The organism is Arthrobacter sp. Leaf141 (assembly GCF_001424565.1).
Taxonomy (GTDB): domain Bacteria; phylum Actinomycetota; class Actinomycetes; order Actinomycetales; family Micrococcaceae; genus Arthrobacter.
Genome location: NZ_LMOL01000024.1, coordinates 61,556 through 74,736, shown reverse-complemented (window position 1 = coordinate 74,736; position 13,181 = coordinate 61,556). Strand labels below are relative to the sequence as shown.

General features: G+C 66.2%; 14 protein-coding genes. 10 read left to right on the top strand and 4 right to left on the bottom strand.

The window, feature by feature from the left end; translation table 11 throughout:
- Window positions 1-24 precede the first annotated feature (24 nt).
- Window positions 25-2,424 carry a 4-hydroxythreonine-4-phosphate dehydrogenase PdxA gene (gene pdxA, locus ASF72_RS16300; RefSeq protein WP_056600598.1) on the top strand — a complete coding sequence of 800 codons (2,400 nt, stop codon included), beginning with the start codon at window positions 25-27 and terminating at the stop codon, window positions 2,422-2,424.
- Between the two features lie 63 nt (window positions 2,425-2,487).
- Window positions 2,488-3,255 (top strand): DeoR/GlpR family DNA-binding transcription regulator, encoded by a 768-nt coding sequence (locus ASF72_RS16295; RefSeq protein WP_056600597.1) that lies wholly within the window; start codon window positions 2,488-2,490, stop codon window positions 3,253-3,255.
- 56 nt (window positions 3,256-3,311) lie between these two features.
- On the opposite strand, the gene ASF72_RS16290 is transcribed toward ASF72_RS16295, so the two are convergent.
- The 3 genes from ASF72_RS16290 to ASF72_RS21110 form a co-directional block, all read right to left on the bottom strand.
- Complete coding sequence (locus ASF72_RS16290; RefSeq protein ID WP_157371024.1) at window positions 3,312-3,767, bottom strand: hypothetical protein; 456 nt, start codon at window positions 3,765-3,767, stop codon at window positions 3,312-3,314.
- 65 nt (window positions 3,768-3,832) lie between these two features.
- Window positions 3,833-4,312: a nucleoside deaminase gene (locus tag ASF72_RS16285; RefSeq protein ID WP_056600592.1), complete on the bottom strand. Its 480-nt coding sequence runs from the start codon at window positions 4,310-4,312 to the stop codon at window positions 3,833-3,835.
- Window positions 4,313-4,583: 271 nt separating this feature from the next.
- Complete coding sequence (locus ASF72_RS21110; RefSeq protein ID WP_056600590.1) at window positions 4,584-4,877, bottom strand: hypothetical protein; 294 nt, start codon at window positions 4,875-4,877, stop codon at window positions 4,584-4,586.
- On the opposite strand from ASF72_RS21110, the gene ASF72_RS21105 reads away from it, so the two are divergent.
- From ASF72_RS21105 to ASF72_RS16260, 5 genes are all read left to right on the top strand, one after another.
- Window positions 4,797-5,066 (top strand): HNH endonuclease, encoded by a 270-nt coding sequence (locus ASF72_RS21105; RefSeq protein WP_235504755.1) that lies wholly within the window; start codon window positions 4,797-4,799, stop codon window positions 5,064-5,066. The two genes, ASF72_RS21110 and ASF72_RS21105, sit on opposite strands and share 81 nt — an antisense overlap.
- Before the next feature lie 125 nt (window positions 5,067-5,191).
- Window positions 5,192-5,566 carry a PH domain-containing protein gene (locus ASF72_RS16275; RefSeq protein WP_056600648.1) on the top strand — a complete coding sequence of 125 codons (375 nt, stop codon included), beginning with the start codon at window positions 5,192-5,194 and terminating at the stop codon, window positions 5,564-5,566.
- Between the two features lie 244 nt (window positions 5,567-5,810).
- Window positions 5,811-6,362: a hypothetical protein gene (locus ASF72_RS16270; RefSeq protein WP_056600588.1), complete on the top strand. Its 552-nt coding sequence runs from the start codon at window positions 5,811-5,813 to the stop codon at window positions 6,360-6,362.
- Window positions 6,363-6,491: 129 nt separating this feature from the next.
- The gene (locus ASF72_RS16265; RefSeq protein WP_056600585.1) at window positions 6,492-7,217 is read left to right on the top strand and encodes a hemerythrin domain-containing protein; all 726 of its coding nucleotides are present in this window, start codon (window positions 6,492-6,494) and stop codon (window positions 7,215-7,217) included.
- Window positions 7,218-7,307: 90 nt separating this feature from the next.
- Window positions 7,308-8,894 (top strand): alkaline phosphatase D family protein, encoded by a 1,587-nt coding sequence (locus ASF72_RS16260; protein WP_056600583.1) that lies wholly within the window; start codon window positions 7,308-7,310, stop codon window positions 8,892-8,894.
- A 58-nt stretch (window positions 8,895-8,952) separates the two neighbouring features.
- On the opposite strand, the gene ASF72_RS16255 is transcribed toward ASF72_RS16260, so the two are convergent.
- On the bottom strand, window positions 8,953-9,990 hold the full coding sequence (locus ASF72_RS16255) for a bile acid:sodium symporter family protein (protein WP_056600580.1): 1,038 nt from the start codon (window positions 9,988-9,990) through the stop codon (window positions 8,953-8,955).
- Window positions 9,991-10,121: 131 nt separating this feature from the next.
- Between ASF72_RS16255 and ASF72_RS16250 the strand changes: the two genes are divergently transcribed.
- From ASF72_RS16250 to ASF72_RS16240, 3 genes are all read left to right on the top strand, one after another.
- Complete coding sequence (locus tag ASF72_RS16250) at window positions 10,122-10,793, top strand: GntR family transcriptional regulator (protein ID WP_056600578.1); 672 nt, start codon at window positions 10,122-10,124, stop codon at window positions 10,791-10,793.
- Window positions 10,790-12,208, top strand: a complete 1,419-nt coding sequence (locus tag ASF72_RS16245) for an amidase (RefSeq protein ID WP_056600576.1) — start codon at window positions 10,790-10,792, stop codon at window positions 12,206-12,208. Before ASF72_RS16250 ends, ASF72_RS16245 begins: the two co-directional genes overlap by 4 nt.
- Before the next feature lie 166 nt (window positions 12,209-12,374).
- A complete protein-coding gene (locus ASF72_RS16240; RefSeq protein WP_056600573.1) occupies window positions 12,375-13,175 on the top strand; it encodes a transporter substrate-binding domain-containing protein in 801 nt (266 codons plus the stop codon).
- Window positions 13,176-13,181: the final 6 nt, after the last annotated feature.

The following is a 13,181-nucleotide window of genomic DNA, read 5'->3' as shown; positions in this document are numbered from 1 at the left end:
ACGCCGATGCCAAAGGAGGCAGCAATGCTACGCATACTTGCCATTGCTGACGACCTTTCCGGCGCGGCCGAGACCGCCGCGGCGCTGCTGGGCGGCTCTTCCCACTTGACCGAATCCTGTGCGCAGAGTGCGCATTCCTTGCCTTTAAAGCAGGGAACGGACGACGGCGGCCCCCAGGTCCGCCTGCTTCCGCACGGTCCGGAAGACCTTGCGGCAGCCGTGGCCTGCCTGCCGTGGGCGGCCGCCACTTTGGTTCTGGACACGGACAACCGGGCGTTCCCGGCGGACGTTGCCGCGGACAGGCTCCGGTTGATCCTGGGGGCGCTGCCCTCCGGGGATGCCGCTCCCCTGGTCTTCCTGAAGCTCGATTCGCTGCTCCGCGGACCGGTGGCGCGGCAATTGGAAGTCCTGGCGGAGGGCGGCCCTGTCCTCCTGGCCCCCGCGCTGCCCGCAATGGGCCGCAGCACTGTCAACGGGATGGTGCACCATGGGGGTGTCCCGCTGCACCGGACCCCGCTCTGGGATGCCGAACCGACGGCAGCGCCCGAGTCTGTCGCCGCAACCCTGGCTCCCCTGGACACCACCCTGATCAGCCTGGCGGCCGTCCGCTCCGGAACCCCGGCCCTGACCGCCCTCCTGATGGCGGCGAGCGCCGGCCACCCGGCAGCCGTCATCGTCTGCGACGCGGAAACCACAGCGGACCTGGACCTCATTGCCCGGGCCGCCCGCGGCATCCCGGGCCTGCGGCTTGCCGGCGCATCCGCATTGGGCGCTGCCCTGGCCCGGACTGCAGGGTACGCACCCCGCCCAAGGGCCGCCGTCGTCCGCTTCCACAAAGCCCGGCAGGACGCCAAGGCGCCGTTGCTGGTGGTGGGCTCGGCGTCAGGACCGGCGCGGGAGCAGCTCCACGTTCTGGCAGCGGGCGGCGTCCCCGTCATCACGTTTGCCCCGCAGGATCTCCTGGCCGGAAACCCGTCAACCGCCGCGCTGGAAACTGCCCTCCGGGCGGGTCCGGCGGCGGTCACCGTGGCGGCGGCCAACGTGGATCCGGTGGCGTCGGCCCGGATCGCCGGCGGGCTGGCCCGGACAGTTGCACCGTTCGCCCGGGACAGGCCGTTGATGCTGACCGGCGGCGAAACTGCGCGGCACGTGCTGGCTGCACTCGGCGTCCAGCAACTCTTGGTGCTGGGCGAAATCGAAAACGGCGCCGTCCTGTGCCGTACCGCGGCCGGGATGCCCGTGGTCACCCGGCCCGGAAGTTTCGGCAGCCGGGACAGCCTCCGCACCATCCTGGCCGCACTCGCCGGCTCCCCTGAACCTTCCGCGGCGGAGGATCCCTCCCCCACCGCACTCCCCCTGCCGACGGCACCCCAGCCGTCCCTGCCCCCTGAAGGACACTTCATGAACAACACTGATTCTGCGGAACTGCCCTACGTGGCCGTCACCATGGGCGATGGCGCCGGGGTGGGACCCGAGGTGGTGGTGGCCGCCGTGCTGGATCCGCAGAGCAACGCCGAGTGCCGGCCCGTGGTGGTCGGGGACGCGCTGCGGCTGCGCCAGGCCGCCGAGGTGCTGGGCATTGAGGCGGACATCCAGGTGATCACGGACGTGGAGGACGCGGTGTTCACGCCGGGCCGGGTGAACGTGATCGACTTGGCGCTGCTGCCGGAAGACCTGCCGTGGGGGCAGCTCTCCCCGGTGGCCGGGCATGCGGCGTACGAGTACATCCGGGTGGCCAGCGAGCTGGCGATGGCCGGGAAGGTGCAGGCCATCTGCACGGCGCCGCTGAATAAGGAGGCGCTGCACGCGGCCGGCCACATTTTCCCGGGGCACACCGAGCTGTTGGCGCAGCTGACGGGCACGGTGGAGGTGTCCATGATGCTCTCCACACCCAAGATCAAGGTGATCCACGTGACCACGCACATCGGACTGATGGACGCCGTCCGGAAGATCAACCCGGACCTGGTGGAACGCACCATCCGGCGCGGGAGCGAGGCACTGATCCGGGCCGGGATCCCCCACCCGAAGATCGGCGTGTGCGCCATCAACCCGCACGCCGGCGAGAACGGCCTGTTCGGGCAGGGCGAGGAAGCCGAGAAAATCGAGCCGGGCGTGAAGGCTGCGCAGGCATCCGGCATCAACGCCGTGGGCCCGCTGCCCGCGGATACCCTGTTTTTCCTGGCCGGCCGCGGCGACTACGACCTGGTGGTGGCCATGTACCACGACCAGGGCCACGGCCCGGTGAAGGTGCTGGGCATCGAGGCGGGCGTGAACATCACGGTGGGCCTGCCGGTGATCCGCACGTCCGTGGACCACGGCACCGCGTTCGACATCGCCGGCAAGGCCATCGCGGATCCGCGGTCCATGGTTGAGGCGCTGCACCAGGCGGCGGAGATGGCAACCCGGCCCGCCGTGGCCGTGTAGCAACCATGTTTTCGGGACGCCGGAACTAGCATGGGTACTTATCCCACGGGAAGGAGGCCGGGAATGATGTCTGCGGATGCGCGGCGCGAGGAGATCTACCACCTCGCCGTGACCACCGGCCTGGCGTCCGTAGAGGAGCTGTCCGCGCGCTTCGAGGTGACGGCGTCCACCATCCGCCGCGACCTGGCACTGCTCAACGGGCAGGGCCGGCTGGCCCGCACCTACGGCGGTGCGATGGCGTTGGGCGCGCACCCGGAGGCGTCGCTGCGGCAACGCACGGGCGAGGCGTTTGAGCAGAAGCATGCGATCGCCCGCTGGGCGGCGGCCGTGATCCAGCCTGGGGAGAACATCCTGCTCGACGCCGGCTCCACCGTGGGTGCCCTGGCGCATGAACTGCGCGGCTTCGACCGGTTGTCCGTGACGACGCCGGGCATCAACACCATGCAGGAACTCGCCGAGTCCGACGGCATCGAGGTGGACTGCCTGGGCGGCCGGCTGCGCAGCCTCTCGCAGAGTTTTGTGGGCCCGCTGGCCGAGGCGGCGCTGGAGCGGATGAGTTTTGACCGGGTGTTCCTGGGCGCCGACGCCGTCACCGCCGAGGACGGCATCTGCGAAGCAGACCACGCCCAGACCCGGCTCAAGGAGCTCATGGCCCGGCGGGGACGTTCGGTTTACGTTTTGGCGGACTCCTCCAAGCTCGGGCTCCGGCCGTTCCACGCCTGGGCGCGCCTTGCTCTCCCGTGGACTTTGGTGACGGACGACGGCGCCGACCCCGCCCAGGTGCAGAAGTTCCGGGACGCCGGGGTACAGGTTGAGGTGGCTGCTGTCTAGCGGTTGGTGATCCTGTCGGTTCTTCCCAGCGCGGCCGTGGGGCCGTCAGGGTCTGTTCACCATCGGCTCTTCTTGATGGGTTGTGATTGCGTGTAGGCCTCGGGAAGCTTGGTCTTGGCCCCCGTGATGCGGAGCGGATCAGGCGATCCGCGGCGGATGCGCACTTGTCGGGCGCGGTAGACAACCACCGATTCCCAGATAAGGTACGCCGCGCCGAGAGCCATCAGCAGGGCACCGAACAGGGTTGCCCATTGCGCCGTCGCCGTCCCCACTGGATTAGTGATGGCGACGTACATGCAGAGGCCGAACATCGGCAGCAGAAACAGCAGCCCGGGCAGGTTCTGCCACCACCGGGTGCTTCCGTTCGGCGGACCTCCCAATTCCGTTTTGGTGTAGCTGTGAAGCATCCCCTCCGCGGTCAAATACAAAACCCACTTTTCACCGCGGGCAAGAGCGGCTTTATGCTCGGCATGCACCGCATCATCGTGTTCCTGGTGACTGCTGACCGACATGATTCCCCCAACTGTCATATGGCCTTTTCAACGCCCCAGTTTAGGGGTCGCGGCAGGACTCGCGGCTACTCAGCGATGTCCTCCGCCCACAGGTCCGGTTTGTCGGCCTGGAACGAGCGCATCATGTCCACGCAGCGCGGGTCATCCAGGACCACGACGTCAACGCCGCGCGAGCGCAGCAGGTCCAGCTCGCCGTCGAACGTGCGGGCCTCCCCCACCACCACGCGGGGGATCTTGAACTGGATGATGGTCCCCGTGCACATGGCACACGGGGCCAGGGTGGTGTAGAGCGTGGTGTCCCGGTAGCTCTTCTGCCGGCCGGCGGCGCGGAGCGCCGACATCTCCCCGTGCGCGATCGGGTCAGCGTTCTGGACCCGTTCGTTGTGCCCGCTGGCGAAGACCACGCCGCCGCGGGCGATGGCGGCACCGATGGGGATGCCGCCTTCGGCCAGGCTCTTCCGTGCGGCCTGGTACGCGGCTTCAAACGCGGGGAGGTCGGTGCTGTCCAGTTCCGGCGCGGCGGTTTCATGCTGTTGGTGGGTCATGGCGTCATTGTTGCACGGGCAGATCCCCAGCCTTCGACAGCGAGAAGACCCCCCAACCGCGCAACCCGAACGCGTGCCAGCCACTCATGAGGATGAAAGCTGGGCAAACCTTGAGCTAAATCCGGGCACTCAGTGGACGGGTGATCTATACGATTTCCACAAAACCTGAATGGGGGAACAGATGCCGGAACTCGGCCGCATTTACTGGACCAGGCGAGGTCTTCTTCTCACGTACGTGGTAGTCCTGGTCTGGCTCGCCGTCGCCGCGATATCAGCGCTCACGAGCAACGCACCGTCCAGTGCTGGAGCGGGAGAAGCCGCCGCCGGAATGTTGCGGAGCCTGCTCGACGACGTCATCGCTGCGGTTGCGCTCCCTGGCGTCATCGCCGTGGTGTTGGGGATTGGTGCAGCCGCCGTCGGACTCCGCGATGTCCGACGCCGTGACCCCGTACGGCGATTCACGCGGCAACAGCGCCGCGAAGGGATGATCCGTGCTGGCGGCCGGTGCGAACTGGAAGCGGCTCTTGGTCGCCGCTGCGGACGTCCCGCCGAACATGCCGACCATTTCTACCCTTGGTCCAAGGGAGGCTCCACCAGCCTGCAGAATTTCGTGGCGGCCTGTGCGAGGTGCAACCGCAGCAAGCGCGCCAGCATCCCGTCTCCGGGACAACAGCGACGGATGGAACGACGACGGCGGGGGTATGCACCAGCGTCGTCCTCGGTCAGTGTGGGCGAGCGCCAGCCACTCCCCTGACAGAGGGCAGGGCCGGAAAGGACCGTGCCGGTATCGTGGGCAGCAGCAGTTCCTCGCCACGGTCCTTTCGAAGCGCACCAACGTCGGACCTGGCGCGGGCACAACACAAGTTGGGGGAGATCGTAATGGAAGCCGCCGCAATAACTACATGGACGTTCGTCGAAGAATGTCCCATTCCGAATGACGTCATGGAACTCATGGTGGCTGGGGAACAACCTGTCGCGGCGTACAGGACTTTTCGGGACAGCGCTATTTTCACCACTAAGCGGATGATTGTCAGGGACGCCCAGGGCATTACAGGCAAGAAAGTGGAGATCTACTCACTCCCCTACTCCGCCATCAACATGTGGTCGTCCGAGAATGCCGGGAAATTCGATTTAGATGCTGAACTGGAGCTTTGGACCCGCGCTGGCCACATCAAAATCAAGGTCGGCAAGAAGGCTGATATCCGGCGGCTCGACATGTTGATCGCCCACTCTGTTCTGGGGACGCAGCACTGATGCGTTGAGTCTGGCTAGGGCTGGGCGACCTGCCGACGTGCTCTGGCTGCGGTTCAGCGGGTAACGCTTCTGAATGGCTGATGTCACATTTCCCGCATCCGAAGCCTGTCGGCAGGCGATTCGAACTGCCGGGTTATGCTCTCTGGCGATAGGAACGGCTGTTGACTTGTGAATACGGGAGCGTAATTCCATGGATCTATTGAGTGGCTTGAGCCAGGACCAACTCCGAATATCCGCGTGGGTCATGGCCGCTGCATTACTGATCGTCGGTGGCCTCTGCAACTGGCGCAAGATCCATTGGACGGCGCTGGGCTCCATCTTCGTCTTCGCTGCGGTCAACGCGGGTGCCGGAATCTATGTGCTGAACCACCTGACGGATGCCCGCTGGGCGCCGGAAGGCACAGAATCCCTGACCGCCCCGTCGTTCGCCGGCACTCCCCTGGTGGGGCAGTACCTTGGCCCGTTGGATTCTGCCCTGGCCTCAGTGATGAGCGGGGTTAACGACTTCCAGACGTTCCAGCACGCCCTTCCCGTCGCATTGGGTTTCCTCGGCACGTCCAGCCTGGCCCTGTTGTGGTCGTTCCCCATGATGATCGTCACCCTGGTCATCAGCTTCTTTGTGGGCAGGCGCGAACGGTCCAGGTTCCGGAAGTACCGCTCCACCGTTGACCGGCTCAGCGTGGAACTCGAACAGGTCAAACTGCAGCTTGCTGAGCTGGCACCGGCCGAACCAGTGCTGCCGGCGCAGGCGGCAGTCGTTGACGTGCGGATGCACGAGCGGCCATTCCCCGCATAGGCCGCGAACGCCCAAGAAAGGTGCTGACTTCCGGACGCCAAATGCGCAACCGTTGTGAACCATAGGGCCCAGCGATACCATTTTGGCGGGGAGAGGCCGCGTCTCGATGACGAGCGTTAGGGGCCTGACATGACTGACTTTTTCACGATGCATCCCGGCGAAACCGCGGCTCCGCTGCCGCCGGGTCCGGTGCTCTGCTCAGGGACCGCGGGCATGCGCCGGATCCACCGTTTCTTCCTGTGGGCGTATGGCGAAGCGCCGGGACTGGTGCGGTCCGCGGCCGCAGGCGATATTTCCCGCGCCGCCTACGTGGGCGAGGCTTTGGGCAACTTCGACATGGTGCTCCACACGCATCACGAGGGCGAGGACCTGTTGATGTACCCACAGCTGTCCGAACGCGCGCCCGGCTGCGCCTTGCACATCGGGCAGATGCTCGCCCAGCACCGGCAGGTGACGGAACGGCTGGAAACTATCGAGCCCCTTCGCCTGCGCTGGATGGAGACCGCTGACATAGCAACCCGCGAAGAACTCGCGGAGCTTTACGCCGACCTGTCCGCTGTCCTGAACGTGCACCTGCGCCGAGAGGTGACAGAAGTGATGCCGGTGGTGGACAGATTAATGACCGAAAAGGAACTGAAAGCGGCCGCAGAGCACGGCATCCAGCAGTTCGACAAGAAGTTCCTGGTGGGATACCTCGGAATGGTGCTTGCGACGAACCCGCCTGCGGACCGCGTGGAAATGTTCAAGGATATCCCCGCACCGATCCGCCTGGCCTACCGGCTGGTCGGACGCCGGATGTACCGGCGGCAGTACTCTGCGCTGTTCCCCGGCCGCGAGGTTCCGGCAACGTTGTGAGCGCCAGAGTTAACAATTTTTGTCATGCAGTTAACCAGTGATTCATACGATCCTGGGAACTTGGCCAACCGGCCTCCGTAGGTTCGGGGCATGGACAAAATTTCGCGCAGATCCCTCCTCACTGCCGGCCTGGGCGCGGGCCTCATTGCCGCGGCGCCCAGTGCAGCCGTCGCGGTTTCGACGGCGGACGACGCCGGCCTCCACACCTACCCCTTCGCCCTTGGCATTGCCTCCGGCGAGCCGTGGCCGGACGGCTTTGTGCTGTGGACGCGCCTCGCGGTGAACCCACTGGCCGAGGACGGCCTCGGCGGCATGCCTTCACGCAACGTCGCCGTGCAGTGGGAAGTGGCAGAGGACGCCGGGATGCGGAAGGTGGTGGCCCGCGGCGTCGAACGGGCGCGGATCGAGACAGCACATTCGGTGCATGTGGAGCTCCGGGGCCTTCGCCCGGGCCGCGAGTACTTCTACCGGTTCCGCGCCGGCAAGCACGTCAGCCCGGTGGGGCGGACCCTGACCAGCCCGGCGCCGCACGAGACTCCCGCCGCGCTGGCCATGGCGTTCGCCAGCTGTGCGCAGTACGAGCACGGTTACTTCACCGCGTACAAGCGGCTGGCTGAGGACCACCCGGACCTGGTGCTGCACCTCGGTGACTACCTCTACGAATACAAGAAGGGCAGCTACGTGATCGGCGGCGGCAATCCTCGGGATCACGCGGGCCCGGAGACGGTCACGCTGCAGACCTACCGCCAGCGGCACGCCCAGTACAAGTCCGACGCCGACCTGCAGGAAGCGCACGCGATCGCACCGTGGGCAGTGGTGTGGGATGACCATGAGGTGGACAACAACTGGGCGGACGATGTCCCCGAGAACAGCGACGCCGGCCAGCTGAACGACACCCTGGAGCACTTCCGGCAGCGCCGCAGCGCCGCGTTCCAGGCCTACTACGAGAACATGCCGTTGCGCCCGTCCTCCCTTCCGGCTGGACCGGACATGAAGATTTACCGCAGGCTCCAGTGGGGCCAGCTTGCCAATTTCCACATGATGGACACGCGCCAGTACCGCGACGACCAGCTCGCCGGCGACGGCTGGCAGAAGAATGTGGCCGAACGGCTGGCGGAGGACCGCACCATCACCGGCGCGGAGCAGGAACAGTGGCTGCTGGACGGTTTCAAGGGCTCCACCCAGCGCTGGGACATCCTGGGCCAGCAGGTCTTCTTCGCCGAGCGGGACCGCGCTGCAGCCCTGGACGTTGACGATGTCTCCATGGACGGCTGGGACGGGTACACCGCCTCCCGCCGTCGCATCACCCAGGGCTGGGTGGATGCGAACGTCCGCAATGCCGTGGTGCTCACTGGCGACGTGCACCGCAACTGGGCCAACGAGGTCAAGGTGGACTACAAGGACCCGGCCTCTCCTGTGGTGGGTACCGAACTGGTGTGCACCTCCATCACCTCCACCGGCAACGGCACCGGCTCCACTGCCGATCCGACGATGGCCTGGAACCAGCACCTGAAGTTCTACAACGACAACCGCGGCTACGTGAACACCAAGATCACCAGGGACGCCATGACCGCGGACTTCCGGACGCTGGACCAGGTCACGACGCCGGGCGCCCCGGTATCCACGAAGGCCTCCTTCGTGATCCAGGACGGGGTGCCGGGCCTCGTCGCCCAGTAAGCCCAACTGAAAGGGGCGGGCACTGCCAATCGGCAGTGCCCGCCCAGCCAAGTAACGCCTAGCGAGCACCTGCCAGGACGGCCGGACCAGCGTCCGTGTAATGCTGGGGTTCAGTCCGGCGTGCCACCCGTCGGGCAATCGCGGCGCAGACGATCAGCTGCATCGCGTGATACATAATCACCGGCAGGATCACCACCCCGCCCAGCGGACCGGTAAAGAGGATCGCGGACAAGGGCAGTCCGGTGGCCAGGCTCTTCTCCGAACCGCAAAACATGATGGCGGTGGCATCCGCAGGCACGAACCCCAGTTTTTTGGCCACCAGGGACGTGATCCAGAGGCTCAGCGCCAGCATCGCCGCGCAGATACCGGCTGTTACAGCCAGCTGCGCCGCGGGGATGCGGTGCCACACACCGTCGGCCACAGCGGCGCCGAACGCGACGTACACCACCAGCAGGATGGCTGCCCGGTCCACAACCTTGAACGCCGGGGCCCAGCGCTGCGTCCATTTCAGGGTCAGTTTGTGGAGCAGCTGGCCCAGCACAAAGGGGGCAACAATCTGCACGGCAATCTTGGTGATCGATGACAGGTTCATACCGCTGTAGGACCCCAGGGCCAGCGCCACAAGCAACGGCGTGGCCAGCACGCCGAGGAGGTTCGAAATGGAGGCCGCGCAGACAGCGGCAGCGGTGTTGCCCCGGGCAATGCCGGTGAACGTGGTGGCCGTCTGCACCGCCGTGGGAAGCATGGTCAGGAACAACAGTCCCGCCACCAGCTCATGGTTCAGGTACCAGGACGAGCCTGCCGCCACACCGAACCCAAGAATGGGGAACATAACAAAGGAGAACCCCACGATGACCAGGTGGAGCCGCCAGGCCTTGAGGCCCTTCAGGGCTGCGGATGAGGGCAGGCGCAGGCCACTGATGAAGAACTGAACAGCCACCGCCACGCCACCGGCGCCGGACAGCGCAGGGACCAGCTCTTTGTCCGGCGGGAGGAGGGCCGCCCCGGCCAGGGTTGCCAGGAGCAGCAGCACAAAAGGATCCAGCCAGCCGCGCCAGCGCCGGGCCTTGCGGGTGGCTGTCGATGTCGTTCCCATTTCCCACCATTCTTCGTTGGATACAGCAAAGAATACTGTAGACAATCTACAGAAGGAACCTCCCATGTAAACCCTGTGTAAACTCGCGGAAGCTATGGCTCTGCGGCGACTGTAGACAGTAGTCTGGGGGCATGATCGTCCAGGAAAGCCTCGTTTCGCTCGCCACCACCGAGATCCGGAAGTTGATAGTGAGCGGTGAACTGGCGCCCGGGGACAAGCTGAACGAGCCTCCGCTGGCGGAACGCCTGGGAATTTCCCGACCCCCGCTGCGGGAAGCCCTCCGGACGCTGGAAAGCGAAGGCCTCTTGGAACAATCACCCCGGCGCGGCTACCGCGTGGTCTCCATGACGGAGACGGATATCAACGAGATCTACTCCTTGCGGCGGGCATTGGAAATGTTTGCCCTGGACTACCTCCTGGCGAGGAAGGACCCCGCCACCTACGCACCCCTGGATCCGATCATGAAGGCCATGCGCGCCGCCGCCAAACGCGGCGACCGGGCCGCCGTGGTCCAGGCCAACATTGACTTCCATACGGCGCTGGTTGACGCCGCCGGCCACCGCAGGCTCAGCGACACCTACCGGTCGCTGATGCTGCAGATGCAGCTCTGCATGGCAGCCAACGTGCTGAACGAGGCCCGGACCAAAGGCGATCTCACCAAGGGCGTGGACCGGCATACCGAGCTGCTGGCCTGCCTGCGCTCCGGAGACCCGGAGCGGATCCGCCGCGAATTCGAGGAACACGGTGAGCGGGACTACCTTGAAGGCGAGACCGCCCTGGAACAGCAGGCGGCTGGGGCATGAGCCACTCACTGCTGGCCGGCCTGAACGCCGGATACCAGGACGCCACCGCCATCGCGGACGCTGTGCGAACGGGCGCGGTGACCGCCGGCGAGGTTGTGGCCGCAACCCACCGGCGCGCGTCCCACCCCGAAGGCCAGGCGCTCAATGCCTTCGTGACGGCGGACTGGGAGGGCGCGGCGCAGGCTGCGGCCACCCTCGACGCCCGCCGAGCCGCCGGTGAAACGCTCGGCCCGCTGGCCGGGGTGCCCTTCAGTGTGAAGGACGTGATCGCCGTCGCCGGCCTGCCGGTCACGGCGGCCAGCCGGGCGTTCGCCCATACCGTGGCCACAACCACAGCACCGGCCGTTCAGCGGCTCCTGGATGCAGACGCCATCCTGGTGGGCAAAACCAACTGCCCCGAATTCGCGTTTGGCATGACCTGCGACAGCCCGCTGCTGGGCAGGACCCTGAATCCGCGCTATCCAGCAGCCACCCCGGGAGGCTCCAGCGGCGGCGAAGCGTCTTCGGTGGCCGCGGGGATCTCAGCCCTGGGGGTCGGCACGGATTTCGGCGGATCCTTGCGCTGGCCCGCCCAGTGCGTGGGTATCGCTTCGCTGCGGCCCGGACTGGGGACAGTACCCGGTGAAGGGCAGGTCCCGGGACTTGACGGGAACTTCGGTTCCGACGGCGTGGTCCCCGCCGTGAGCCCGGGTATGCAGGGCTCATTCCAGACCATCGGCCCGCTCGCGCGGTCGGTGCGTGACCTGCGGGCGGCGTACCTGGTGATGTCCGGGGCGGAAGCCGACGCCGGCTCCCACTTGGGCGCTCCCCTCCGGATTGCCTGGAGCGACGGCAGCACGTTTGGTCCAGTCCGCCGCGAGGTCACCGCACTCATGGAAAAGCTCGCAGCCGCAGTTGCCGCGGCGGGCCACACGGTGACCCGCCAGCCGGATCTGTTTGCGAAGTGCCTGCCCGCCTACAACCGCCTGCGCGCGGTGGACCCCATGCTGGATCACGTAGCCGCCATCGCCGGCAAGGAGGCCGGCATCTCAGCGGCCAACCTGAAAACCATCCGGGATTCGCTGGCGGCGTCCCCTGGCGAGCTGGACCTGGCCCGCACGGCGGCCGACGCTGCGCGCTCCAGCGCCCTGGACCAGATCGGTGCGGTGGATGTTGCCCTGCTTCCCGTCGCCGGCGGTCCTGCCGCCGATCCGGAAGGCGCCCTGGATGTGGACGGCACCAGCCTGCAGGGCTGGGAGGTCATGGGTCCCTGCCGGGCCGTGACGTTGACCGGATGCCCGGTGGTGTCCTTGCCGGTGGGACTGTCCGCGGACGGACTCCCCCTGTCGGTCCAGGTGGTGGCAGGTCCCGGCGGGGAACTGAAGGCACTCGCGTTTGCTGAGGTCCTCGAAGGGCTGGCCGCAAGCCTCACCTAAGGGGCCGCGCTGCTGGGCGTCTCCGACTGGCAATGAAAACTGTCTACAGAATTCATAATTAACATTTCCGAAACGAAGCAGGTAATCCCCGGACACACGCAGCCCATAGCGTCAGTCCTGTCAGCAAACATCACTGGCACGGATCACTGAAAGTGGGAAGCACCGCATGTTTTCACGCACACGCAAAGCCGCCGTCATAACCGCCCTGGCCGCCTTCACCCTCGCCGCCAGCGGCTGCGCAGCCAGCAGCAATGCTTCCTCGGATACTCCGGCGAAGGAAAAGTTCACCATCGCCACCAGCGGCACGTTCCGTCCCATCACCTTCTCGGAGGCCGGCAAGCTCACCGGTTTCGACATCGAGGTGGGCACGCTGATCGCGGAGAGGCTGGGCATGGAACCGGAGTTCGTTGAAGGCCAACTGACCGGCCTGCTGCCGGGCCTCAACAGTGGAAAGTTCGACGCCGTGATGTCAGGGCTGACCATGACGGAACCCCGTAAGCAGTCCATCACTTTCTCCACCCCCTACCTGGCAGACGGTGCGGTTGCGGTGGTGAAGAAGGACAACAACTCCGTGGAGCAGCTCAGTAAGCTGGACGGCCTGGTGGTGGGCGCCATCGGTGGCTCCGGCACGGAAACGGACGTCAAGGGCATCGGCGGGTTCACCGAACTCAAGGCCTACCCCGGCGCTCCGGAAGGGTTTGCCGATGTTGCAGCGGGCAGGATCGCGGTGTTCGCCACGGGCCGGATCGCTGCAGAGAACTTCATGAAGAACTCGCCGCTGGCCTCGGACCTGAAGATCGTGGGAGATGTGTACGGCACCAAGCCCGCCGGCGTCGGCCTCCCCAAGGACGATACCGAGATGAAGCCCAAGGTGGACAAGATCATCGAAGAGCTCAAGGCTGACGGCACCCTGGAGAAACTGAACCAGAAGTGGTTCGGCTTCACGGTCGAGATCCCCGCCGCCTGATTCCCT